The organism is Geodermatophilus sp. DSM 45219 (assembly GCF_900104025.1).
Taxonomy (GTDB): Bacteria; Actinomycetota; Actinomycetes; order Mycobacteriales; family Geodermatophilaceae; genus Geodermatophilus.
The window spans coordinates 391923-415025 of record NZ_FNIQ01000001.1; the positions used below are offsets into that span (position 1 = coordinate 391923).

General features: G+C 69.8%; 19 protein-coding genes and 1 tRNA gene. 7 read left to right on the forward strand and 13 right to left on the reverse strand.

The genetic code is table 11. The features are described 5' to 3' along the window. Positions 1 to 15: 15 nt before the first annotated feature. The 3 genes from BLR12_RS01915 to BLR12_RS01925 are packed head-to-tail and all read right to left on the reverse strand — an operon-like array spanning position 16 to position 1683. Positions 16 to 330 (reverse strand): ParB N-terminal domain-containing protein, encoded by a 315-nt coding sequence (locus BLR12_RS01915; RefSeq protein ID WP_091372701.1) that lies wholly within the window; start codon positions 328 to 330, stop codon positions 16 to 18. Further along, positions 327 to 1196 (reverse strand): NAD-dependent protein deacetylase, encoded by an 870-nt coding sequence (locus tag BLR12_RS01920; protein WP_176832305.1) that lies wholly within the window; start codon positions 1194 to 1196, stop codon positions 327 to 329. Before BLR12_RS01920 ends, BLR12_RS01915 begins: the two co-directional genes overlap by 4 nt. 40 nt (positions 1197 to 1236) lie before the next feature. Continuing rightward, positions 1237 to 1683 carry an SRPBCC family protein gene (locus tag BLR12_RS01925; protein WP_091372706.1) on the reverse strand — a complete coding sequence of 149 codons (447 nt, stop codon included), beginning with the start codon at positions 1681 to 1683 and terminating at the stop codon, positions 1237 to 1239. A 123-nt stretch (positions 1684 to 1806) separates the two neighbouring features. Here BLR12_RS01925 and BLR12_RS01930 point away from each other — a divergent pair, with 123 nt between their 5' ends. Continuing rightward, a complete protein-coding gene (locus BLR12_RS01930; protein ID WP_091372708.1) occupies positions 1807 to 2703 on the forward strand; it encodes an alpha/beta fold hydrolase in 897 nt (298 codons plus the stop codon). On the opposite strand, the gene BLR12_RS01935 is transcribed toward BLR12_RS01930, so the two are convergent. After that, positions 2592 to 2969 carry a hypothetical protein gene (locus BLR12_RS01935; protein WP_091372711.1) on the reverse strand — a complete coding sequence of 126 codons (378 nt, stop codon included), beginning with the start codon at positions 2967 to 2969 and terminating at the stop codon, positions 2592 to 2594. The two genes, BLR12_RS01930 and BLR12_RS01935, sit on opposite strands and share 112 nt — an antisense overlap. 95 nt (positions 2970 to 3064) lie before the next feature. Between BLR12_RS01935 and BLR12_RS01940 the strand changes: the two genes are divergently transcribed. Continuing rightward, positions 3065 to 3137 (forward strand) — tRNA-Arg (locus BLR12_RS01940). 24 nt (positions 3138 to 3161) lie between these two features. Here BLR12_RS01940 and BLR12_RS01945 read toward each other — a convergent pair. From BLR12_RS01945 to mobF, 4 genes are all read right to left on the reverse strand, one after another. Next, a complete protein-coding gene (locus BLR12_RS01945) occupies positions 3162 to 4271 on the reverse strand; it encodes a tyrosine-type recombinase/integrase (protein WP_091372714.1) in 1110 nt (369 codons plus the stop codon). A gap of 69 nt (positions 4272 to 4340) precedes the next feature. Then, positions 4341 to 4664: a hypothetical protein gene (locus tag BLR12_RS01950; protein ID WP_091372718.1), complete on the reverse strand. Its 324-nt coding sequence runs from the start codon at positions 4662 to 4664 to the stop codon at positions 4341 to 4343. 285 nt (positions 4665 to 4949) lie between these two features. Next, the gene (locus BLR12_RS01955; RefSeq protein ID WP_091372720.1) at positions 4950 to 5171 is read right to left on the reverse strand and encodes a helix-turn-helix domain-containing protein; all 222 of its coding nucleotides are present in this window, start codon (positions 5169 to 5171) and stop codon (positions 4950 to 4952) included. A gap of 161 nt (positions 5172 to 5332) precedes the next feature. Next, positions 5333 to 8959 carry a MobF family relaxase gene (mobF, locus tag BLR12_RS01960; RefSeq protein ID WP_091372723.1) on the reverse strand — a complete coding sequence of 1209 codons (3627 nt, stop codon included), beginning with the start codon at positions 8957 to 8959 and terminating at the stop codon, positions 5333 to 5335. A 565-nt stretch (positions 8960 to 9524) separates the two neighbouring features. Between mobF and BLR12_RS01965 the strand changes: the two genes are divergently transcribed. Next, positions 9525 to 11447, forward strand: a complete 1923-nt coding sequence (locus BLR12_RS01965) for an AAA family ATPase (RefSeq protein ID WP_091372726.1) — start codon at positions 9525 to 9527, stop codon at positions 11445 to 11447. A 660-nt stretch (positions 11448 to 12107) separates the two neighbouring features. Here BLR12_RS01965 and BLR12_RS23850 read toward each other — a convergent pair. After that, on the reverse strand, positions 12108 to 13112 hold the full coding sequence (locus tag BLR12_RS23850; protein WP_143018670.1) for a hypothetical protein: 1005 nt from the start codon (positions 13110 to 13112) through the stop codon (positions 12108 to 12110). A gap of 470 nt (positions 13113 to 13582) precedes the next feature. Between BLR12_RS23850 and BLR12_RS01970 the strand changes: the two genes are divergently transcribed. Continuing rightward, positions 13583 to 13933: a hypothetical protein gene (locus BLR12_RS01970; protein ID WP_091372729.1), complete on the forward strand. Its 351-nt coding sequence runs from the start codon at positions 13583 to 13585 to the stop codon at positions 13931 to 13933. 7 nt (positions 13934 to 13940) lie between these two features. On the opposite strand, the gene BLR12_RS01975 is transcribed toward BLR12_RS01970, so the two are convergent. Continuing rightward, positions 13941 to 14294 carry a hypothetical protein gene (locus tag BLR12_RS01975; RefSeq protein ID WP_143018671.1) on the reverse strand — a complete coding sequence of 118 codons (354 nt, stop codon included), beginning with the start codon at positions 14292 to 14294 and terminating at the stop codon, positions 13941 to 13943. 1306 nt (positions 14295 to 15600) lie between these two features. After that, complete coding sequence (locus tag BLR12_RS23855; RefSeq protein WP_143018672.1) at positions 15601 to 16083, reverse strand: hypothetical protein; 483 nt, start codon at positions 16081 to 16083, stop codon at positions 15601 to 15603. Between the two features lie 816 nt (positions 16084 to 16899). Here BLR12_RS23855 and BLR12_RS24980 point away from each other — a divergent pair. Next, positions 16900 to 17025, forward strand: coding sequence for a hypothetical protein (locus BLR12_RS24980; protein WP_255363242.1), 126 nt, complete (start codon positions 16900 to 16902; stop codon positions 17023 to 17025). Between the two features lie 61 nt (positions 17026 to 17086). Beyond that, complete coding sequence (locus BLR12_RS01980) at positions 17087 to 20587, forward strand: NACHT domain-containing protein (protein ID WP_143018673.1); 3501 nt, start codon at positions 17087 to 17089, stop codon at positions 20585 to 20587. 311 nt (positions 20588 to 20898) lie between these two features. Here the strand turns inward: BLR12_RS01980 and BLR12_RS23860 are convergent, their stop codons facing one another. Continuing rightward, a complete protein-coding gene (locus tag BLR12_RS23860; protein WP_143018674.1) occupies positions 20899 to 21210 on the reverse strand; it encodes a hypothetical protein in 312 nt (103 codons plus the stop codon). 759 nt (positions 21211 to 21969) lie between these two features. Here BLR12_RS23860 and BLR12_RS01995 point away from each other — a divergent pair. Next, positions 21970 to 22359: a hypothetical protein gene (locus BLR12_RS01995; protein WP_143018675.1), complete on the forward strand. Its 390-nt coding sequence runs from the start codon at positions 21970 to 21972 to the stop codon at positions 22357 to 22359. Positions 22360 to 22879: 520 nt separating this feature from the next. Here the strand turns inward: BLR12_RS01995 and BLR12_RS02000 are convergent. Then, on the reverse strand, positions 22880 to 23101 hold the full coding sequence (locus tag BLR12_RS02000; protein ID WP_091372749.1) for an NADPH-dependent FMN reductase family protein: 222 nt from the start codon (positions 23099 to 23101) through the stop codon (positions 22880 to 22882). Positions 23102 to 23103 lie beyond the last annotated feature (2 nt).

Genomic DNA, 23103 nt, shown 5'->3' on the forward strand with positions numbered 1-23103 from the left:
CGTCCCGACGAGGCGTCAACCGCCCTGTGCGTCGAGCGCCGCGAGCGCGGCCTCCCAGCGGGCGCGGCGCGCGTCGTCGTCCTGGTCCCACCAGGCGGTGCCGCGCTCCCCCAGCCCGGTCTTGGCCAGCTGCACCCGGGCGCGGGCGGCGGCCAGCGCGGCGTCGTCCCCAGCGGAGCCGGCGGTCCGGACGGCGGAGCGGGCCACACCGAGGTGGTGCAGCAGCCGGGCCCGGACGTCGTCCGGCAGGGCGGGGTCGGCCGCCCGCCAGCGCCGGCCGCCGACGACCAGCCAGCGGCCGTCGTCGGTGCGGGTGACGTCGCGGCTCACGCCGCGACGCGGCGGACCAGCTCGGGCAGCACCGTCCCCAGGGAGGCGTCGACCCGGACGTCGACCTTCGCGTCGGCGCGGGTCGGGCCCAGGTTGACCAGCCCGACGGGGATGCCCAGCTTCTCCGCGCGCAGCACGAACCGGTAGCCGCTCATGACCGTCAGCGAGGAGCCGAGCACCAGCAGGACGGCGGCCTGCTCGACCAGCGCGAAGCAGCTGTCCACCCGGTCGCGCGGCACCGACTCGCCGAAGAAGACGACGTCGGGCTTGAGCGGCCCGCGCCCGCAGGCCGTGCACTCGACCATGACGAAGCCGTCGAGCACCTCGTCGGGCAGCTCGGCGTCACCGTCGGGGTTGACCTCGTCGACGTGCGGCCCGAAGCGCGGGTTGACCGCGCGCAGCCGCCGGTCCAGCTCGCCGCGGTCGGCGACGTCCCCGCAGGCCAGGCAGACGGTGCGGTCCAGCCCGCCGTGCAGCTCGACGACGTCGCGCGCCCCGGCGGCCTGGTGGAGTCCGTCGACGTTCTGCGTGACGACCCCGCTCAGCAGCCCGGCCCGTTGCAGGTCGGCGACCGCGGCGTGCCCGGCGTTGGGCCGCGCGTCCCGGATCTGCGGCCAGCCGACGAAGCTGCGGGCCCAGTAGCGGTGCCGGCCACGGGGGTCGCGCAGGAACGTCTGGTAGGTCATCGGCGTGTGCCGGCGCAGCGAGCCGGTCGCCCCGCGGTAGTCGGGGATGCCGGAGTCGGTGGACAGCCCGGCGCCGGAGAGCACGACGACGTCGCCGTCCCGCACGAGCCCGGCCAGTGCGTCGAGGGTGCCGGGGTCCGCGGCAGCGGCCGGGTCGACGGCGGTGGGGACAGCGGTCACGCCGCCATGGTCCCCCTCGCCGGCCACCCGCGCCGCGGGCTCAGGGGGCGGTGACCTCGCGGTCCAATCGGCCGAGCAGCTCCTCGTACGTCCGGCGGAGCCCCTTGGGCGCGAAGGTCCGCTCGAAGAAGCCGCCGATGCCACCGGCGCCGTTCCAGGTGGTGCGCACCCGCACGGTGGTCAGCCCGGCGTCGGCCGGGTGCAGCGTCCACGTGGTCACCATCGAGGAGCGGGTGTCGGTCTCGACCAGGGTGTCGGGGTCGGGCTGGGTCACCTCGACCACCTGGTCGCGCACGCGCTTGGAGGTGGCGGCGAAGCGCCAGGCGACGCGGGTGCCCGCGCCCTGGCCGCCGGACTCGACCCGGTAGGCGCTGAACTGCTCCGGGAGCACCCGCGCGCGCGTCCCCTCGTAGTCGGCGAGAGCGGACCGCACCCGGTCCACCGGTGCCGAGACGACCCGTTCCGCGGTGGCGACGACCTGACCCATGCCCCCATCCTGCCGTCGTCACCAGCGGGGCCGTCGCCAGGGGACCCGGACGGCGCAGGGCCGGACGGCGCACGTGGTGCGACTCACCGATCGGCGTCCCGGCAACCGGGTACCGCTGGTTGCGTGGACCAACTGCTCTCCCTGACCCGCACCGGCTCCGGTGAGCCGCTGCTGCTGCTCCACGGCATGGGCAGCTCCCGCCGCGACTTCGCCGCCGTCGTGGACCTGCTGGTGCCGGACTTCGACGTCCTGGACGTCGACCTGCCCGGGGTCGGCCGCTCACCGGCCCTCGTGGAGCGGCCCACCGTCGGCGCGATCTCCGACGCGGTCGAGCGGACCCTCGACGCGCAGGGCGTCGGCCCGGTGCACGTGCTCGGCAACTCCCTCGGCGCCCGGGTCGCGATCGAGCTGGCCGCGCGCGGTCGCGCGCGGTCGGTGGTCGCGATCTCGCCGTCCGGGCTGAACGTCCCCCCGGAGCGGCTGGTCCAGGGCGCCGGCATGGCCCTGGCCCGGGTCGTCGCCCGGACGGCGGCACCGCTGATCGAACCGCTGTCCCGCTCGAAGGTCGGCCGGGCGGCACTGCTGGCACCGCTCAAGGCGCGCCCGTGGAGCACCTCCACCGAGGAGGCGATCGGAGCCCGTGAGGGCTTCGCCGACTCCCGCGACTTCTGGCGCACCCTGCTGTGGGGGCTGATGCTCGACGTCCCCCGCGGCCTGGACCGCATCGACTGCCCGGTCACGCTCGTCCAGGGCGTGGCCGACTGGGTCGCCTCGGGGCAGACGGTGCGCTACCTGCCGCTGGTCCCGGGGTCTCGTTTCGTCCCGTTGACGTGGGCCGGCCACGCGCCCCAGTCCGACCGGCCGCGGAGGATCGTGCGGCTGGTCCTGGAGGCTGTCCACCGGGCCGGTCAGTCCGCGGACTCCTCCGCGTTCAGGTACGAGCAGCGGAACCGGGCACCCGACATCGCCTCGGTGAAGCGCGCCTCCCACGCCGGGTCGGCTGCCGCGAAGGCCGTGTAGACGCGGTCCTCGAGCACGACCGGCAGCCCGTCGGGGCCCGGGTAGGAGCGCCGCAGCAGCACCCGCGTCCGGCCGTCGACCTCGTCGTGCGCCGGCGCCCAGCGGGCACGGGCGACCGCGGCGGCGAGCTCGGCCGGGGAGCGCGCCGGCAGCCCGTCGGCACCGGCACCTGCGCGGACCGCCGGCCGTACCGACCAGACGCCCAGGGCGTAGAGCAGCAGGCCGAGGAGCGCCAGGAGCACCACCAGCTCGACGACTACCACCACACTCCGACGGTATCCACCCGGGGGCGCCGGGGGCAGGCTCCGGAGGCCGCCCGCTAACCTCGACCGGTACGCCCCGGTCGGCCCCGCGCCGACGAGCCCCCGTAGCTCAGGGGATAGAGCATCGGTTTCCTAAACCGTGTGCCGCAGGTTCGAATCCTGCCGGGGGCACTGGCGTACCTGCAGGTCAGAGGGCTATTTGCCGGGCTCAAGGGCGACCACCTGGGCGCCCGATCGGCCCGATGTCAGCAAAATGTCAGCACGAGCGGCGTCCAGGCGGTCGGCGAGGGCGTCCAGCTCGTCCCCGAACAGGTGGCCGTAGAGGTCCAGCGTCATCGCTGCCTTGGCGTGTCCGAGCATCGACTGCACGGCCTTCACGTTGGCCCCGGAGGCGATGGCCAGGGACGCGGCCGTGTGCCGTAGCTCATGTGGAGTCAACCCAGGGATGCCGGCAGCGGCTGCCGCGCGGTCGAACCACCGACGGCGCACGTTCGAGACGCGGAGCGGTGTGCCGATGAGCGAGGAGAACAGGAGGTCCTCAGGAGACTTACCGGAGATCTGCTGGGTCAGCTCCTCCCGCAGGAACCGCGGCACGACGACGGTCCGGTGCTGGTGCGTCTTCGGTGGGCCGAAGATCAACTGACCGTTGACGTCGACCACGGACTCCACGATGGCGATCCGGCCTCGCAGCGGGTCCACGCGGCGAACCCGGATGGCCGCGGCCTCACCCCAGCGCAGGCCGGTGTAGCCGAGCACCAGGACCAGCAGGCGGTGCGGTCCGGATCCGTCCGCGAGCTCGGCGAGCTGGGCGTGGGTGAGGTACCGGCGCTCGGACTTGGGCAGACGGGGTAGGTCGACTCCGGCTGCTGGGTTGCGTGCGAGCCGGCTGTCCTTGACGGCGTCCTCCAGCATCGACGTCAGGAGGTGGTAGGCCTGCCGGGTGCGGGAGGCGGACAGCCCGGTGGCCCGCATGGCTGCCACCCAGGCCACGACGTCCGATCGGCGGATCTTCGTCAGCGGAACGGCTTCCCAGGTCGGCAGTACCTGGGTGGTCAACAGCGACCGGTACGAGGCGAGCGTCTTCGGCTTCAGGTGCACGCGGCCGGCCATCCACGTCTCCGCCCACTGCCCGACGGTCTGCTTCGATCGGCCCGGGTCAACCCAGACGTCGTTGCGGATGGCGGCTTTCTGCTCCTCTTCCCATCGGTCGGCGTCCAGTTTGCGATGGAACTTGCCGTTCGTGTGCTGCTTGCCGGCCGCGTCCCGGTAGAAGCCGACCCAGCGGTCTCCGCGCTTATAGGCCATCGTCCATGCCTCCCATGCACATCCGGCCGCACGTCGGTGTGCAGCCCCGACTCGGATCTGGACCCCTCGTCATGGTCGTCGCTCCGCCCCGGCGACCCGCGCCTCGAGTGCCTCGCGGGCCAGTTGGGAGATGGTCTTGCCCTCGCGGGCGGCGATCCCAGCAGCGCGGTCGCGGACGTCGGGGGTGACCCGGAAGGCGATGCGGGGGGAGACGGCTGGCTCGCCGGTCAGCGACGGGCGGCCCGCACGACGCCGCACCTCGTCGACGATCTCGTCGGCGTGCTGCCCGGTGAGCCGGGTGCCGTCGGGCAGTCGGACGTCGTCGGTGTCGAGGTCGACATCGGGGCCGATCGGCGAGTCGGCGGTGACGGTCGGCGGGGTGCGCTCGGTCATGGGACCTCTCCTCAGAACTGGGTCGGCATGACGTGGATGACCAGCAGACAGGCCTGGCCGCCGTCGGGCGGCTGCACGTCCAGGGCGATGACCTCCAGTTCTCGCTCTCGCTCGTCGGGCCCGGTGTGAAGCGAGGCTCCGGCCCCACTGGTGGTGGTGACCGCGGTCGGTTCGGCGGTGGCCAGGACGTGGCGGGCGGAGGGCCGGCCGATGCGGTGCTTCCGCGCCGATCGGGGTGAACCGGATCTCCAGCGGGCCCATACTGTCGGACACAACAGTCCCTGATCAAGACCGGCCGCTGGCGGCGGAGTCCTGGCGGTGCTGGGTGTCGATCCAGGCGTGCAGGTCCTCGCGGCGGTAGAGGACGCGGCGGCCGAGGCGGAAGCTGTGCGGGCCGGTGCCCTGGTGCCGCCAGTACCGCAGCGTGGCGACGGGCGCGCGGAGGAGTTCGGCGGCTTCGGTGATGGTGAGCAGGTCGGGCTGGTGGCTCGCGATGGGGTCGGGCACGGCGGGGCTCCTGTCGGGTCGGTGGGCGCCTGTGTGGGGAGAAGGCGCCGTTTTCGGCCGTTGAGTGACATCTGCGGCCGAGATTGGCCCGAAGGGCTTCAGTTGTTCTCCAGTTCGCCGCACTTCGACGTAACCTGCCCCGCCTGCCGTCGCGGTCGCGGTCACCGCCCGGGGAACGGACCACGGTGGTCGACCGCCCGACCGCCGTACAGCGACGGGAGACGCTCCTCCGGAGGCGGGGCGGCCGGCCGCCGATCCGCCGCTCGCCGCCGGGTGTCGGCGTCGTGGCCGACACCCCAGGCGAGGCGTTCGTCGTCGAGCCGGCCGGAGGGCAGGGCGGCCAGCGCCGGCTCGGCGTGCAGGCGGGTGATGCGGGTGCGGGTGTCGGTCAGCCGCTGTCGGGCGGCGGCGAGCTCGCGCTGCGCCTCGGTGAGCCGTGCGGCGGACTCCCTGCTCGCGGGTGCGGTGCCGGCCAGGCGGTCGTCGTGCCGTCGGCGGGCGGCGTCCAGCCGGCGCTGGGCCTGGTCGGCTGCCCGCTGGGCGGTGTCGGCAGCGGCGCGCAGCTCGGCGTGCTGCGGATGAGCCTGTTCGGCTGCCCGGCGGGCAGCGGCGCCCAGGGCGGCCTGCAGCCTGGGCCGGTCGTCGTCCCGGCCGGCGACCTCCGCGATCGCGTTGGGGTCGGTGGGCAAGTCCGGCAGGTGCGGCCGCCAGCGCCGCGCCCAGTCGTCGAGCCGTCCGCCGGCGCGGGTCACGGCGGCGCGGCGCAGCTGCAGCCGGCCCGGCCCGTCGGCCACGGTGCAGGCGGCCTGCACAGCGACGTCCCGGTCGGCGTCCCAGCGGGCGAGCAACGACGCGCTGGTCCGCTCCGCTGCCGCGCCGACCAGCGCTCCGACGGCCTCGACCCGCTGCCGCGCTGCGTCGGCCTCGCCTACCGCCGCCTGGTGAGCCACCTTGGCCGCGGACACCGCGGCGGCTCCGTCGAGATCGAGGGCGACCTGGCGCTGGTAGGTGGTCTGCAGCCGCTGCAGGAAGGCCAGCTGGTCGAGGCCACGCTGCTCGGCGGTCCATGCCCGTCGCAGGGCGCCCAGCGCCTCCTCCAGCGGGCGGGCCGGGGCGGAGCGGGCCGCCTCGGCCGCGGCCAGGCCAGCGGCGTGGCCGGGGCCGAGGTCGGCCCGGTCGCGGCCGAACACCGCGATCCACTCCTCCCGTGCCCCGGCCAGGTCGGCGGCGACCAGGTGGGCGGTGTTCGCCGTGCGCCCGCGGGTCATCCCCACGTAGGCCGAGGCGGCGCCTGTGTGCTCACCGACCACCATGTGCGCGGCGGGAACGGTGTCGCCCTGCACGCCGTGGGCCGTGCTGGCGTAGGCCAGCTCCACGTGCGGGGTGACGTAGTCGGCGGGCAGCAGCCGCTCCCGTCCCCCGCCGGGGCTGACCTTGCCGGGGGCGACGTTGCCACCAGGCCGGTCGCAGGCAGGGGTGACAAGCAGGCCGCCGGTCTCGTCGACGGCGATGACGGTCCAGGTGTCGCGGTTGGCCACCCCCAGGTCGCGGTCGTTGCGGCGGGTGGTGATCCGGTCGCCCACGCCGATCCGTTGCCCAGCCCGGGTGCTCACCGCCCGGATGTCGTCGACCCGACCCTCGGCGGTCAGCCGCTCGCGGACTGCCGCGTTCAGCGCGACGGCTTGCTCGCGGGTGTCGACCACCACCGCCACCGCCTTTCCGTCCTGGTGGCCGGCCGCAGCCAGCTCGGCCAGCGCCTCCTGCAGCGCCGCCGGATCGGAGTGCACGGTGATCTGCCGGCGGGCGGCCAGCGCGTCGAACACCGCACCGGGGTCGTCCCCGACGCGCATGGCCATCGTCAGGGCCGCGTAGTCGTCGTCCGGGGTGACACTGCCGGTGTCGTCGGTGCGGGTGAACCGGTGCACCGCGTCCAGAGTGACGTGCGCCGCCGGGTCCACGGCGCGGACGGCGAGGTCGAGCACACCGCCCCGGCCGACCGCGGCCAGCTGCTGCCGGTCCCCGACGAGTGCCACCCGTACTCGCTGCTCGTCGGCGAGGGTGAGCAGGGCGCCGGCGGTCTCCTGGTCGAGCATGCCGGCCTCATCGACCACCAGCAGGTCCCCCGCGGTCAGCCGGGCCGTGTCCTGCGGGCCGGCGTAGGTGATACCGGTGAACGGGTCGGTGTCCCCGGGTGCCAGCCGGGTCCAGGTGCCGTCGTCGTCCCAGCGCCAGCCGTGCTGGTGCGCCAGCCACGCCACCGACCCCGTTCGCGCGCCGACCTCGGCGGCGGCGACCTTGGCCGCCTTGAGCGTCGGGGTGACCACCACCAGCCGCCGGCCCTGCGCCTCGAGCAGGTCACGGGCCGCCGCGAGCAGGGTGGTCTTCCCGGCCCCCGCCGCACCCTCGACGACGACCAGCCCTCGGTCACCGGCCAGCGCGGTGGCAGCTGCCGCCTGGCCGGCGTCCAACCGGGCCACCACGGGCGGTGTCACCCCCGCCTGTTCCGGCCTGCCGGAGTGCAGCTCTACGGTGCGTGTGGCAAGCCGAGCGGTGAGGTCGGCCTCCACGTCGAGCACCGGCCGGGAGGTCCACGCCCGGATGTGCTCGGGCACGCCGTCACGGTCCAGCAGCGGCACACAGACGGCCAAGGCGCGGTCGGTGAGGTCCTCGGCCAGCTCGATCCGGACCGCAGGGTCGGCGACGATCCCGGTGGCGGCGATGAGCTGCTCGACCTGGCCGCGGACGTCGCCGGCGTTCCACGCCGACCCCCCGGCCGCCAGCCGGGCCAGCACGGTGTCGACCGCGGCGTCGCGGTCCAGCCCGCCCACCGGCACCGGGACCAGGTCGACCGGACAGTTCCGGTCGCGGTAGCCGAGGGCGACCAGCTCGGTCACCCACCGAGCGGTCAGGTCCTCGCCGGGCCGGGGGGTGACCTTGTCCGGTCGACCCTCGGCCCAGGCGCGGGCGTCCCATGCCCGGCGCAATGCCGGCCCCGGCGTCCGCCCAGGGTTCGCGGAGATCCACTCCTGCTCGTAGCGCTCCAGGTTGCGGCCGATCTGCGCCGCCCGGGCGCTGAACGCGCCGACGTAGTCAGCAAGCTCCAGTACTTCTCCAGTCCCGTCGAGGGAGTACCCGTGGACGGCGAGTGCGGCACGGAAGGCCGGGTTGCAGGCCACCGCGGCGTGCCCGATCCCGTTGATAGCGCCGATGAAGTCGCGGACACCAACGGTGTGCAGCCCCCGCCACTTGTCGGCGGCGAGGACGCGCGTGTTGACCTGCAGGTGCAGGTGCCGGTGCGGATCCCCGGCCCGGGAGGTGTGGTGCCGCACCGTCGCGGCCTCCAGCGTCTCCACCGGTACTTGCACCTGGCCGCCGCGCGGGCCCATGCGGGTGGTGGCGTGGGCGGCGAGCCAGCCGATGATCTGCTCGGCGGCCCGGTCCTGGGCCGCGTCGTACGCGGCGGCGACGTCGGGGTGCAGGGCGGCCGCGAGTGACCAGGACTTCGGGCCGTTGACGATCACCTCGACGAAACGGACCGCCCGGTCGTCGGTGCGCAGTCGGCCCCGTGGGTCTGCGGTGTCGGGGTCGAGGCCGGCCACCCAGGACTCGTAGGCGTCGCCGGTCATCGGCGCCAGCTGCTCCACCGGCGCGCCGGGGGTGGCGGTGTAGCGGCGGGCGATGCCGGTGCCTTCGGCCAGGTAGTAGTCATCGACGCGGCGCCGGCCGGCCTCGACGTAGTGCCGTGCCACAACGGGCGCGCCGGTGAAGAACTTGACTCCGCCGCGCATTATCAATACCTGCCAGCAATTGCCAACGCGTCACCCCTAGAAATAGCGAAGGACCCCGCGAAGCGGGGTCCGAGCTGGCTACCAAGGTAGCATTCGTGCCGTCAGTCAGTAAATCCTTGGTCAATGTCGGTTGGCGATGGCTCTCCGTGTGCCGACGGAGCGGCCTACGCTGGACAGTTGTACAGAGTGGGTGATTGTTGGCTATCGCAAGTCAAGCTGTTCTTGTGTCAGCTGGGGGCAGTGCGTCCACTTTCGGGTCGCCCCGGCCAGGCATGGTTCCTCTGCTGGATCCGGTTGGAGCAGGCCCTTAGAAATGCCGTCAGCCGAAACTCACGGTCGACCCGTCCACTCGCCGACCCGAAGCCAGTACGAGCATAGGACGCGTCGCGGGCGCTGCGGGGCCGCTGCACCTGAAGGCGGCAAGCCGCATCGAGGTGTCCCACACTGGGCGGCACTGCTCCCATGAAGCAGCATCGGAGGATCGCCGACTCATACGCTGAATCCCTGGTTCAGCAAGCGGTCGGCTTGGACCAGTCGAACGCACGAGAGGGATGAAACCTTCCCAATGAGACTAGAGCACGTCACGCTACGGCATTTCCGAGCGTTTTCTGAGGTCGGCTGGGAGCTGCCTTCTACGGGCCTAATTCTGATTGCCGGCGCCAACAACACCGGGAAAAGCGCCCTACTGTCCGGCCTTGATGTCGTAACGGGTACTAGGGTCCCGGAGGTAGCCCGTCATGCCGGAAGCAAGGACCCCGCCGAGGTTGTAGCCCGCTTTGCTCTGTCAGACGAGGATCGTGCGGCCCTTCTTGGCCGGAGCGCTGAAGGGCAGCGGTTAATAGCGCAGGGCGCTCTAAGTTGGATTAATTTAAGATTCAGCGAGAGCTCAGACTTCACAGTCACTGATATTGTTGGCCCACTTCCGGACCGAGACAGCGTGAAGACACTGGCGGCAACCACGCCTGACACTCTTGAGGCCGTGCCCTTAGGGCGGGGCCTGAGGGCACCGTACGATAGATCGGTCCGCATAGGTTCGAGTGGCATCCAGATCCAAGGCAACGAGCAGCTACTCTCTGACTACGCCCCAATATTTAGAGGGCTGAAAGCCTGGCGAGCCCGGTACTACCACTTCCAGGCCTTGCGACCTGGAACTACGCGTCAGCGCCAGCTTATGTCAGATCCCACCTTGGATCCCACGGGAGCCAATCTCGCTGACGTACTACTCCACCTCCAAACCAACAGGCCTAGCCTATTTGCTGCCATCCAGAGTCTCATCAGTGAAATCGTTCCGGAGGTAGGACGACTTGTCACTCCAACTACCGGAAACCTTATTGAGGTCGCGTTCGAAGACCCCTACGTCACCGACTTCAGGCACAATATTAAAGACGTGGGCAGCGGTGTCGAGCAACTTCTGATGACTATTGTTGTTGGGTTGACCCGGTCGGGTCCCTCCACCGTCGTGATTGAGGAACCCGAGACTAACCTCAATCCAGCGGCCCAACGGGCCCTCCTCGGATTATTGCGAGATTGGAGTAGGAATCGACTCTTCGTCGTCGCAACGCACAGTCCAGTGATGATTGACTGGAGCGGGGCGCCCGGGAATCTGTTGCTCGTCGCTCGGAGGCAGGGCACCTCAACGCTAAAGCCCATTCACGGCGACCCCGCCGAGGTGCTCTCGGGCCTCGGCGTCCGATTGAGCGACGTGCTCAGCGCAGATCGGATCCTGCTATGCGAGGGACGCAGCGACGAGGCGATCCTAGCCACATGGTTCCCTCGGTTAGTCCGGAATCCCCGAGTATCCGTGATACCGACGGGTGGAGGAGACAACGCCCGCCATGCAGAGACCCTTGGGGAGTGGCTTGCGGCAGCTGACCAGGCCGACCGGCGGCGCGTCCTCTTCGTTCGGGATCGGGATGAGCTGCCGCACCGCTTGATTGAACGCCTCCAAGCGGCGGGAGCCGTCTACGTTCTGCCAAGGCGTGAACTCGAGAACTATCTGCTCGACACAGAGTCTATAGCGGCCGTGCTCAATGCTTCCGGAGACACGTCCGTGACCGAGGACGAGGTGCAAACAACCCTAGATGACATAGTGGACGACCTACGCCCCGAGGTGATCATCAAACGCGTTGCCTGGGAGCTGCAGCCTGTACGACTAGTCGACAATCGTCTCCGCGCCAGTATGGCCCGCGAGCGCGTGACACTCTCGCAAATGCAGGACCTCGTCGCCAATCGGCTACCTGGCAGCGGAGACATCAGGAATCGCATACACGACCTGTGGACTTCCGCTGAGAACGATGTAAATCTGCGCTGGCCGACCGAGCGACTTCAGCTAGTCGCTGGCGCCGACGTACTTGACAGACTCTTCATGCGCCTGCGAGGCCGCCACTACAAGAAGGACGCGGACGGGTCGGCCATCGCACGAGCCTTAGGATCAGCCCCGCCAGACCTTGACCGGACGGTGACGGAATTCATGAATGAGAGCACGTAGACGCATTACACTCCTGTCCGATCCCCACAGCCAGCCCCTATCCAGGGTAGCGGGTGGGGAAGAGTGGGTCGCAGGCCATCTCGATAGGGAAGCGTCAGCGCCCTTCCGGCGACCCGCTGCAGCCGGCACCCTCGGCTGGCTGTGGAGCAGTCGCCCGACCCTTAGGACGGCTCGGGTGGGCCCGCATACCACATCATCTTAGTCCGCAAACAGTCCGCAGAGTCCGCAAAAAGTCCGCAACTCAGCCAACATCGGTCGTCGGCGGCCAACACTGCCCAACCACAAACCCGCAGCTCAGGCTCGGGTTCCATTGATCACCACACGCAGTCGTGCATCCCGGGTCAGTTCTGGGTCCTCGAGTCGCGCACGTCCCAGCTCTGATCGGGACGGAGGTTCGCCCTGAAGGCCGCCTATGGGACACCCGTCAGCCATCGTGGCTGCCGGTGGGACGCGAACGGAGGCGGAGTCACAGTTGGCCGACGTCGACCGCGTCGACATGATCGGCCCGCTGGTCGGCGCCGACGACATCCAAGCGGCATGGAAAGCGTCAACTCAGCCCGTCGGCGCGCCGTCGTGGACGGGCTTAGTTCGCCATGCCGCTTAGCCCGGCCGAGGCGACCGGGCGTTCAACTGTAGTGGAGGTCAAGCCGCACTGAAGGCTCAACCGCTGCCGAAGCGATTGAGCGACCGCACATTTGAGACTACGCGTTCGGGCGAAGAGGCGGGCTGCTGACGGAGGTGCGCATCGAGTCGAATGGGTCGATTAGAGCCGACTACGGCAAGCTCGATCTTGAGCGTGGCAGCTATTGCACTCTCAAATACTGCCATTAGCTCCAAGGGCAGATCTCCACGAAACAGAAGCGGCAACAATCCCGCCCCGGTCACCACGACGCCGTCGTCGCGGATCTCGATGCCATGCGCAGCTGTCTGCTTCTTTTCCTTTACAATGCGAAGGGATCCGGCGCCGATACGAATCCCCAAGTCCTGGTCGGCAAAGTGGATGCGAGCCTTCATGCCGTGAGCTGGCAACATGATTGCGGCCGGCCCGACATGCTCTACGAATATCTTGCCATCGCCGGTGATTGTTGCCGATTCTGGCGTCGCTGGCCTCCTCCTTCCGAACTGTAGCTCCCCTTCCTCCTCTGCGCCTCTCCAAGTTGCAGAGAGACGTGCGAGCAGCAGACTTGAAGGGGGCGTCGTAACCTGTGGGAGTAGCATCCGCAACAGTTCGTGCCGATGGGCAGAGCGAGTAGATGTGCCATCACGAATCGGCACTTCTAGCTTGGATCCGTCCGATTTTACGACAAACGGTGCTCGACTGGTGTCGAACGCCCAAGCGTGGACGAACTCGCCATCTCCGACGGCGATTGATAAGTGAGTCAATACGTCCGGCGGAGTCTGGTCGAACTGCCCGCGCATCCCCGCCCACCAATCGGCGGGATCGACCGGGCCAGGATCCATGATGGCACCGGTCCTGTCATGGACACCAATGATGTAGACGACCGGCTCTCCAGCGGCCTTATTGCAGAGCCCAGCCAGCTGTCGGGCTGTCGTCTTCTCCGGCCACCTAGCCTTGCATTCAGTGAGATCGTCTTCGGGCGTAATGCCTTTACGGAGTGCGTCGACGGCCTGCAAAACGCGGCCTTCTAGGACCGTGGGGCGCATGCGACGGAGGCTAGCTCCAGGAGGCGACAGACTCTAAGCCGCTGCTGTGCGCCTCCTGGCCAGCCGGCGTTGATCAAGGGCGGGGGCGCCGGAGATGTGCGGCCCGCAGCGAGGGTCGGCAAGCCCGCCAGTCCCCAGGCAGCGACCCAGGCCGCCGGGCACCGAACGCCGGCCTTGCAGTCCGCACACAGTCCGCAAAAAGTCCGCAAGTTGCCCGTACCCCACCATCGGGAGCCAACCGCCTCCCGCACCCATAAACCCAGGTCAGAACGCTGGTTCGGGTCATCCGCGCAGGTCAGCGGCACATCCGTCAATCAAGTTGGGGATGACGAAGAGTCTCCCGAGACCTCGACGCGCAAGAGGCCGCCTCTGTCGACGCCCGAGCCGGTGCGCACGACGAGCATCGGCTACGCGGCTGACTCGACGCCGGAGCAGACATCCCCTCCCCCGCCGGGTACACGCCCAGTGCGGTGTGGCCCGAGCGCACCGCGGTCCACCCGTCCGCGGCGTCGTTCCGCTCGATGCTGCGGAACCGTGGCTGGTCGGGGCTGGTGGCCGCCGACAACTCCGTCGCGGACGGCATCCGAAACGTGTCGTCACATCTGGTGGCCCTCTGGCTGCTGTTTGCCCACGACGAGCAAGGGAAGCCGGCCGCCTCAGGGCTGGAGCGGGAACTGCTCGGCTACGTATGCAAGCGGGGTGAGGACGAGCCGCTGATGGCCGACGACCACATGGCTGAACGGGCTCCGCTATGGGGTGCAGGTCACCCGAGCAGTGTGGCGCGATCCTGGCTGGCTGGCCCCGTCCAGCCAGCGGCCTGACCCTTAGTCACCCCCGGCGCAGCGCCGCCTCCAGCTGGGCCGGCGTTAGGGACGGCTGCGACTTCGGCAGGACCGTCGTCTCACCGGCGGACAGGAAGGTGGCGTGCCCGTGTCCCCTGGCCAACGGGTTCCAGCCGCCGTCCGGGCCCTTGGCCACGTAGTCCTCGATGAGTCGCTCGACGTCCTCCGGCAGGTGCTCCAGGGTGCAGAGGTTTTCTGCGCCCGGGTTGACCATGACGTGCACCTCGCCGAGCTTCGTCATGGCCGCAACCGCGGCGCAGGCCTCCGGTGGCTGCGGGAAGGTGTCGGGCCAAGCCCTGACGTGCCAGTTGTCACGGTTGAGCAGCTCGTTGGTCGTCATGCGCGGGAAGCTACGGGCCTCGGCTGACACCCCTCCTCGCACGGTCGTCGGCATGGCGCGGTTCCTTTTCCTCAGGCTTGCCCACCCACGCCCTCGACGGCGGCCTGTTCGTCGGCTCCCTGGCCGCCCGCGGCTGGCCGATGATCGACCACTCGCAGGTCCAGGGCGCCGTCGACGCCTACAACGCGCAGACTCCACTTCCCATCTCTTGGGGCACAATTTGGGCACATGATTTTGTGATTGGGTCTCATTGACCCTGATTGACTGAAGCGTATCCGCGCAGCTCATAGGGGAGCTTTGCGGTTCTGCGCTGGTCAACGCATCCCAGCCGCACCTACTGGGACAACACGTTGATGTCGGCGGCGGGCAGAATGAGGGCGGTCAGGGACGCGTGCTCGTAGCGGCCCCACCCAGCCTTCATGCTCTTGGCCGTCGACGACCGGACTCATTCCGCCCATCGCTCCTCCGCTTGGCTCGTGCCGGCAGCGTCCGTGCTTGGTCGCTGCCACGGGCCTGCTTCCTGCGCTTCTGTGGACGACCGCCGTTGTCCACAGGTGCGGGCGGCACCGCCCCGACCGCGTTCACTCGGACCTAAGGACTACTGGGGGACTACTGCAGGTCCGCGGTTGACAACTGGCAGGGCACCCACCGCCTGCCGGCAGACGTCGCAACCCAAATCTGAGCCGGCACGGTCCAGCAGGTCTCCGGCGGAGTCTCGCCCCGATGCGCGGTGCTGCGGTCTCCCCCTCCGCCTCCCGCCGATCTCGAGCGGCTCGTGCCGTGGAGTGATCCCCCAGTGCTCCGGTGGCTGCTCGGGCGATGTCTGCTGCTCACTGGCGACGTCGGGGCGGATGGTGGATCTGCGCCCGTCGCACTCCTCTGGCCGCTTCCGCACAACCGGCCTCCTCCGGCTGCGGCGGGTCGGGGGAAGGGTGGGCCGCAGGCCCATCCCGATAGGGACGCGTCAGCGCCCTTCCGGCGACCCGCTGCAGGCGGCATCCTCGGCCGGCTGCGGGGCGGCGTCGCTCCTGACTGCGGTCCTCCGACTCCGTCGATAGTCCGCCCCGAGTCCGCAGATAGTCCGCAGAACGCCCGCTTCCGCCCGTCGACCGTCAATCACACTCAGCGCTATAACCGCTGGTCAGAGACCTGCTGGGATAGGTCGGCGCAGGCCAATGACAAGGCCACAATCATGTCCGGGATAGCCATGTGCAGCCGCGTGGCTCCCATATCACTGTGGGTCGCGTCTGCGTTCGCCGCTGGAGCGTCTACGCCTCCTAAACTGACTGTGGCGACTGGGTGTCCGCTACGGCGATAGCGGGGCTAACTGTTGCGTGACCGTTTCGGCGAAGGTGTACTCGAGTGAACGCAAGTGGCGAACAGTATCGTTGGGCACCTTGCCTCTGCCGTAGGTGGCCCGCGCCCTGATAAAATCGTTGACCCCGGAGGTTAGAAGTTTGGCTGACTCAACAATTTGTGTTGACCGAGCTACGATAAGGAGGCGGGCGAAGGCCTCGTCGATCTCTGCGTCGAACTCCCTGCGTTCCGCTGCAATCACCGTACCTTTGGAGTCGCCTTCGGCTGGGATGATCTCGAATGTCACGTCTGCATACATGACGAAGCGGCGAAACTTTCGCACGGCGGCAAGTAGGGCAACGCAGGCATCTTGACGAGCCTTGAGGTCAGCCTCTCTCGCTTGCGAACGACGAGCCTGATTCTGACCCCAAATAGACAGCGTCCCGCCGATGAGCACGCCAGCAATTGCAAACAAACCCGACGCCCAAGCCACGGGGTCACCATAGGGGTGCCCTCGTGAGGGGGCGAGTCGCAGCAACAAGGGACGCGCAGCGCCCTTCCGGCGGCCGGTGCAGTCGGAGAGGCTCCTGCGGGGATGGGGCGGTGTCGCCTCCGGGGCGCCGACCGCGAGGGCATGATGGAGGGCCGAGCACAGGCCGCCTGCAGGTGACTGCGATGGGGGCCGTGCCGCTCCCGCCCTCGGCCGCCGCAGTCAGCGCGGGCGACAGGGACAGCGGCATACCGCATGCGGTGCCCGTCATCAGGTGCTGCATGAACCCAGCCGACTCCGAGCGACGCAGACGAGTCGTGCCGGCGGCTGACCCCTTGTTGGCCGGGAGCTGGCCCCAGGGCCCGAACGGCCGTGCCCGCTACGTGCCCGTAGTACGGGCACGTAGGGGTCATTGGCGGTAGTCACCGGTCTCAGCGATACCGCGGTTGACCTGCGGAAACGGTTGATCGGCGTTGGTTCGCAAAGCCCCCATATCAGGCTTGAAAACCGCTATGGGGTGACACCCATCGTGGGTTCGAATCCCACGCCCTCCGCTTTGTGATGGATCAGGACATCGGCATAGCCCGGACCAACGGGCGGTCTCCCGCCGTGCGCTTTCCAAGGCGCATGCACCCGGCCACTATGCGAACCCTCCCCGCCCGGTGGGGGCCCTCCGGTGGTGTGGCCATCATGTCAGGTGCTCTGGCGTGGCACCGTACGTGCTGCTTTATCGGTGTCGAAAATCGGGCTCGTCGGCTGGCGCTGCGGCAAGCGGCGGCCTGACCGCGCTAGTCGCTTCCTACGCCACACCGCCCTCCCGTGCCGGGGCAGGCTGACCAGCTCGGCAACGTGCCGCTGGCCGTGCGCGCGCAGGTCATGGCCCGCCTGCCGAACGACCTGACGGGCGTGCGCCCGTGGTCGGCGGTCGGGCGGGGCATCATTTGAGCCGTGGATCACGGGGCTGCTGGTGCCTAGCTCGGGGGACCTCTCAAGACTGGCCGGGGCGTTGGCGACGGTCGCGATCGCCACGCTGGGCGGTCCGCTGCTCGCTGCCAGGACCGCCCTCGGGGAGTTGGTTAAGTACGGGCAGGCCCGGTACGGGGCCGACGGCCAGACTCGGGATCTGCATCGGCAGGTCACCGCGGGCATCCGGCAATGGGCGGAGGGCGAGAGGTTCCTCCCTGAGCAAATTGAGCTTGGCCTAGCCCGCGCTACGGAGGTCGTCGCGCGGTTTGGAGCGGACCGCGACGCGATTGCGAAGCTGAACTTCGACCCGTCGGCGGTGTCCGCACGGGTCCTGAACGCGGCAAAAGCCCACGACCGGGCGTACTGGGGGACGGAGCCCCACCACGACATCGCCGAGCGCGCGGTCGAGGAGACCTACCGCGCCCTTACCCAACAGCTGACGGCCGCCGAGCCGGTGCTGCTCCCGGCGGTCCTAGAGCTGCGCAACGCAGTCGATGAGCACGTGGCCCGGGCCGAGGCCCGGGGCCGGCGAACCGAAGGGAAGCTGGACGACCTCGTGTCCGCTCTGGTGGCCGCCAGCACGGCCGCTGAAGTCATGGCCTACCTGCAAACCCGGGTCGCCGACTGGGACGTGTCGGTGTGGCATCCCGCCCAGCAGGCACCATTGGCGCTGGAGAGGCGGCTGCAGGTGCGCGGCACCGGCTCCGCCCCGGGCGCTGGCGGGAGCGGAGGGGGAGTGATCAGCGCCGCGGAGGCGCTGAACGGCCAGCGGATGCTCGTGGTGCTGGGTGGTCCCGGGTCGGGGAAGACATGGCTGGCTCGCCGCTACGCGCGGGAGGCGGCGCAGGCGGCCCTGGTGGCGTTGGACAGCGGCGCGAACCTGGATGAGGTGGAGCTGCCGCTGCTCACCACCTGGGACCAGTGGGTCAAGAGCCTCGGCAGCCCGCGCGAATCGCTGGTGGCGGCCGCATTCGCCTCTGGCGCGGGGCACAGCGACCCGGGAGCCGGTGACACCGTCGACCGGCTCCGCCGGACGTTCACCCTGCCCGGCCAAAGGGTGCTCATGGTTGTGGACAGCCTCGACGAGGCCGCCGACCTCGCCGCCCAGAGCGGCCGGCTACACGAGCTGGCTGCACTGCACGGGTGGCGCGTCGTGGTAACCAGCCGCCCGGCGGCCTGGGAGGCCACCTACCGCCGGCGCCTGGGACGCGAGGACGGGCCACGGATCGTCGAGGTTCAGAACCTCTACTACCCGGCCGACGTCGAGGCCTTCATCCGGCACTGGTTCGCCGCGGACCCCGACCGCGGCAATGCGCTCATTGACCAACTGCGGGCCCGCCGCAGCCTGGCCCGGGTCGCGGTGATCCCACTGATACTCACCTTCTACTGCCTGATCAGCGAAAGAACGGACCCGGCTGACCGGGCGCTGCCGGAGCGCAGCCGGCTGCTGTACCGGCGCCTGGTCCGACGATTGCTGCACCGCGGGTGGGTGGCGAACGCGCCAGGGCCCGGCGCCGCGCCCGACGTGACCGCCTGCGAGGCAGTGCTCGCGCAGTGGGCCTGGTCCGCGGTCCGCGACCGCATCACGCCGACCGGTCTGGGGAACTGGGCCGACACCTTCACCCAACCGAGTAGGCCATCGGACGGGCAGGGGCAGGCGATCGAGGCCGTGGTGCCGATGGCGGGATGGGATGGCGAGGGTGGAGTCACCCGGCGCTTCGTCCACCGCACCGTCCTGGAGCACTGCGTCGCCGAGCACATCGCCACGCTCGACGCGGACACGGCCGCGGACGTCCTGCTGCCGCATCTGTGGTTCGACCCCGACTGGAAGGTCACCGCGCCAGCCGCGATCGCCGCCCACAACGAGCGGCAGCAAGGAGCCCTTCTGCAACGGCTGCTTGATCAAGCCGTTCACACCCCGGCCGACCCCGCTCGGCAGAAGGCCGCCAACGAGATCGACGATCTACTCCTCGCGATCGCGGAGGAATCCCAACCCAGCAGTTGGACTCCAGCCCATCAAGATGTGTTTCACGACTGCCGCGCGAGGAGCGCTTCTCGAGTGCCGGGTGCGGTCGCCCAGACTGCGCACTGGGCACGGTCCAACGAGCCTGCCTGCGCCGGGGTGCTGGCCGCGTTGCTCACCGCCGACCCGTGGTCTACCCCGGGGCTGGTGGATGCGCTGACCGCCCTGGTGGCTACGGCCGTCGAGCGGGAGCAGGTCCGCGCTGGGGTGCTGGCCGCACTGTTCATCGCCGACCCGGGGGAGGTGGCGCGACTGGTGGGGGCGCTGACCGCGCTGGAGCCCAGCGCTGTCGAGCGGGAGCAGGCCCGCGCCCGGCTGCTCGCCGCATTGCTCACCGCCAATCCGGGGGAGGTCGCGGACGTAGTGACGGCGCTGACCGCGCTGGAGCCCAGCGCTGTCGAGCGGGAACAGGCCCGCGCTGGGGTGCTGGCCGCACTGTTCATCGCCGACCCGGGGGAGGTGGCGCGACTGGTGGGGGCGCTGACCGCGCTGGAGCCCAGCGCTGTCGAGCGGGAGCAGGCCCGCGCCCGGCTGCTCGCCGCATTGCTCACCGCCAATCCGGGGGAGGTCGCGGACGTAGTGACGGCGCTGACCGCGCTGGAGCCCAGCGCTGTCGAGCGGGAGCAGGCCCGCGCCCGGCTGCTCGCCGCACTGCGCAGCACTGATGACCCGTGGTCTGTCGCACTTCTGGCGGGGGCGCTACCCGCACTGGAGCCCACTGCCGCCGAGCAGCAGCAAGCCCGCGCCGGGGTGCTCGCCGCGCTGTCCACCTCCGACTTGCTCGCCGTGAGCGTCCTGGAGATGGCGCTGACCGCCCTCGAGCCCACCGCCGCCGAGCGGCAGCAGGCCTCTGCCGAGGTGATTGCCGCACTATGCGCGACGGGTGACGCGATGTGGGTCGCGGACGCAGTAGAAGCGCTGACCGCCCTGGTGGCTACAGCTGTCGAGCGGGAGCAGGCCCGCGCCGGGGTGCTGGCCGCGCTGCTCACCGCCGACCCCGGGGTCGTGCCCGCCCTGGTAGCGGCGCTGACCGCGCTGGAGCCCAGCGCTGTCGAGCGGGAGCAGGCCCGCGCCGGGGTGCTGGCCGCGCTGCTCAGCACCGACCCCGGGGTCGTGCCCGCCCTGGTAGCGGCGCTGACCGCGCTGGAGCCCAGCGCTGTCGAGCAGCGACAGGTCCGCGCCGGGGTGCTGGCCGCGCTGCTCAGCACCGACCCCGGGGTCGTGCCCGCCCTGGTAGCGGCGCTGACCGCGCTGGAGCCCACCGCCGCCGAGCGAGAGCAGGCCCGCGCCCGGCTGCTCGCCGCACTGCCCACCGCCGAACCGGGTTCCATCCCGGGGCTGGTGGATGCGCTGACCGCCCTGGTGGCTACGGCTGTCGAGCGGGAGCAGGCCCACGCCGGGGTGCTCGCCGCACTGCGCAGCACCGATGACCCGTGGGAGGTGGCGCGGCTGGTGGCGGCGCTCCGATCCGTATCCGCGGTTGACTCATGGCTTGAGTGGCTGACCAGCCGCTCGTAACGCCCGGGGCCCGTGGCAGCCTTGCGTACACAAATTCGCTTTATGGACGTGTGCCCGCGCATTGCCCTGGAGCTGCCGTCGCATTGAGAGACCGCGCTATGAAGGCGTACCTGCGGCTCAGCCGGTAGAGGCCGCAAAGCGGTGAGTCGGCACGGTGGGGCCTGAGTGATCACCTGGGAGGTGAAGAGCACGTGTCGGCTCTCTTCAAAGCCGCTATGGGGTGACACCCATCGCAGGTTCGAATTCCAGGCTATCCGCTCTGACTAGCGGCTATATGTCGTCCGAGGTTCTAACCACGGGCCTCCGGCGCCTTAAGCGGATGCAATACCGCCCCGGGCTGCCGGTCGGTCTCTCGCGCACCGGCCTCGACCCCAGTCCACCGGCTTTACCCTCAAGAGCGTCGAGGTATCGAGAAAATCCCATTCGTTGCCCAGCACCCAGCACAGAGCCGACAACTTGCCGTTGACGAAGCCCCAGTGCCAGTCGTCCCAGGGGCCAACGCTTTCGGCGCCGTAGCGCTCCTCAATCCTTCGGCGAGCCGCTTCAGCTCCCGCAGCGATGTCAGGCGCAAGGGGTTCGTGGCGGCCGTCTTCGATCTCCTCATGCAGGATCAGGCTGCGCACGTACCAGACCTTGTCGAAATACTCCTCTTAAGCCTCGAAAATCTCTCTGTACGTTCGTGGTTCGTCCTCGGACTGCAGAAACTCGACTTCTTCGGCTGCCTGCTTGAACTCCTCGCCCTTCCGGCGACCGAGGCAGCCGGCACGCTGATCGGGCGGGATGCGGGCCACCGACTTCGGCAGTGGGGCCGACGGACGAGTGGGGACGGCAGCCCGAAGCCAGTTCGCGAGACAGCCGATCGCTGCCGCGCCATCACCGGAGAGCTGCCGCCAGTCCCCAAGACGCTCAGCGCGAGCCGTCCACGTCCAGTCCTGGCCAACGGGAAATCGCAGGTCAGCCGCAATGTCCATGAGGAGTCGCGGGTAGCCAATCACGCGGGGGGAGTTCGCGATGTACTCACCTGTGCGGATCAGCGGGTGGACCGCCGTCATCGGCGGGCACGTGCAGGCCCCGCCTCCCGACAGCTCCTCGCTCGTGAGGCTGTGCCTCGCGCATGCCCAGGTTCCGGTCTTTCGCCGGTCGTCCAGAATGCTGCTCGTGCAGCAGCTGAGGGAGCCGATCCTGCCTGAAGCCTGGCATCACAGAGGTGAAGCCGAGCGGGCCCGCCTGGCAGCCGGTTGACCGCCCAGGCATTCGTCGATGAGTCGGCCCGTGGGTCGAACTACCACGTGTGCGTCGCGGTCGTCGCGGACGGAGACGTAGACGGGCTACGCCGGCTCGTTCGGTCGTTCTGCCTGCCCGGGCAGCGGCGGTGGCACTTCGTGACCGAGCGCGACAGCCGCCGCCGACAGATCCTCGACGCAGTTGTAGGCAGCGGCCAGCTGTCGGCGCTGGCCTTCTATGGCAAGGGCCGCGACACCGACGTCCGCGCCGAGAGCTTCCGTCGCATGGTCAACCCGCTTCTCGACCGCGGAGTGCAGCGACTGATCATCGAGTCGCGCCAAGGGCGCGACCAACGCGACCGTCAGGTGCTCATCGAGGAACTCCGCCGCCTCGCCCGACCCCAACCGTTTCGCTACGTGCACCTGCCGCCGCACGGCGACCCGCTCTTGTGGGTCGCCGACGCCTTGGCCTGGAGCCACTCCGCCGGAGGTACCTGGCGAGCGCGCATCGCGGACATCACCGCGGCCGAGGACGTGTCGGCGCCGTAGACAGCGCGAAGCCCGGCCGCTCACCGTCCGGAGAGGAGCCGGGCCCACTTCCTGAAGCTCAGCGCGACAGGCAAGGCTAAGTGTAGGCGTCCCCGACACAGGCGCCAAGCGTCCCCACACCCTCCCTGCCCGCCATCATCAGCGTCTATCCGGCTGCAGCGCGGGCGAAGGGTGGGTGCCGCAGGCCCATCCCGAAGGACGGGCAGCCCCCTCCGGCGACGCGCCGCCGCCGGCACGCTCGGCCGGTGACGACACGGCGCCCAGAGGACTGGGGAGCCGCCGCCTGTCAGCACCATGTCAGCAGTTTGTCAGCAGAACGCCCGTCGACAACCATCGACCGCACTCAGCCATCAACCGTAAAAATGCTGCTCAGAAGGCATATCCGCTCAATCCCGACGACGTCACATCATGCCTGGAACACTTTCCTAAACCGTGTGTCGCAGGTTCGAATCCTGCCGGGGGCACCACAAAGGTGCTGGTCAGCGGCCAGTCCGCGCGCCCGATGCGGGCCACAGGAGCGTCAGGGGCGGCAGTGGAGACAGAGCAACCTCACGCTCGATTTCTGACCGACCACATGCCGTACGTCGGCAGATCGGAGGGGCGGTGAGTACGGCGTCACCGAGATCAACCCGTCGGCGCGGACGAAGGTGTGGATCGCGGCCTGCAGTGGCTCGTTGATGAAGCCGGTGATCAGGCGGTCGGCCAGGTGTCGGGCGAGGGTGCGCAGCTGGACGGCCTTCACCG

Coding starts and splice junctions, on each gene's coding strand:
- BLR12_RS01925 (WP_091372706.1), bottom strand. CDS start 1,683: ATGGGTCAGGTCGTCGCCACCGCGGAACGGGTCGTCTCGGCACCGGTG.
- BLR12_RS01945 (WP_091372714.1), bottom strand. CDS start 4,271: ATGGCCTATAAGCGCGGAGACCGCTGGGTCGGCTTCTACCGGGACGCG.
- BLR12_RS01950 (WP_091372718.1), bottom strand. CDS start 4,664: ATGACCGAGCGCACCCCGCCGACCGTCACCGCCGACTCGCCGATCGGC.
- mobF (WP_091372723.1), bottom strand. CDS start 8,959: ATGCGCGGCGGAGTCAAGTTCTTCACCGGCGCGCCCGTTGTGGCACGG.
- BLR12_RS01965 (WP_091372726.1), top strand. CDS start 9,525: ATGAGACTAGAGCACGTCACGCTACGGCATTTCCGAGCGTTTTCTGAG.
- BLR12_RS23850 (WP_143018670.1), bottom strand. CDS start 13,112: ATGCGCCCCACGGTCCTAGAAGGCCGCGTTTTGCAGGCCGTCGACGCA.
- BLR12_RS01975 (WP_143018671.1), bottom strand. CDS start 14,294: ATGACGACCAACGAGCTGCTCAACCGTGACAACTGGCACGTCAGGGCT.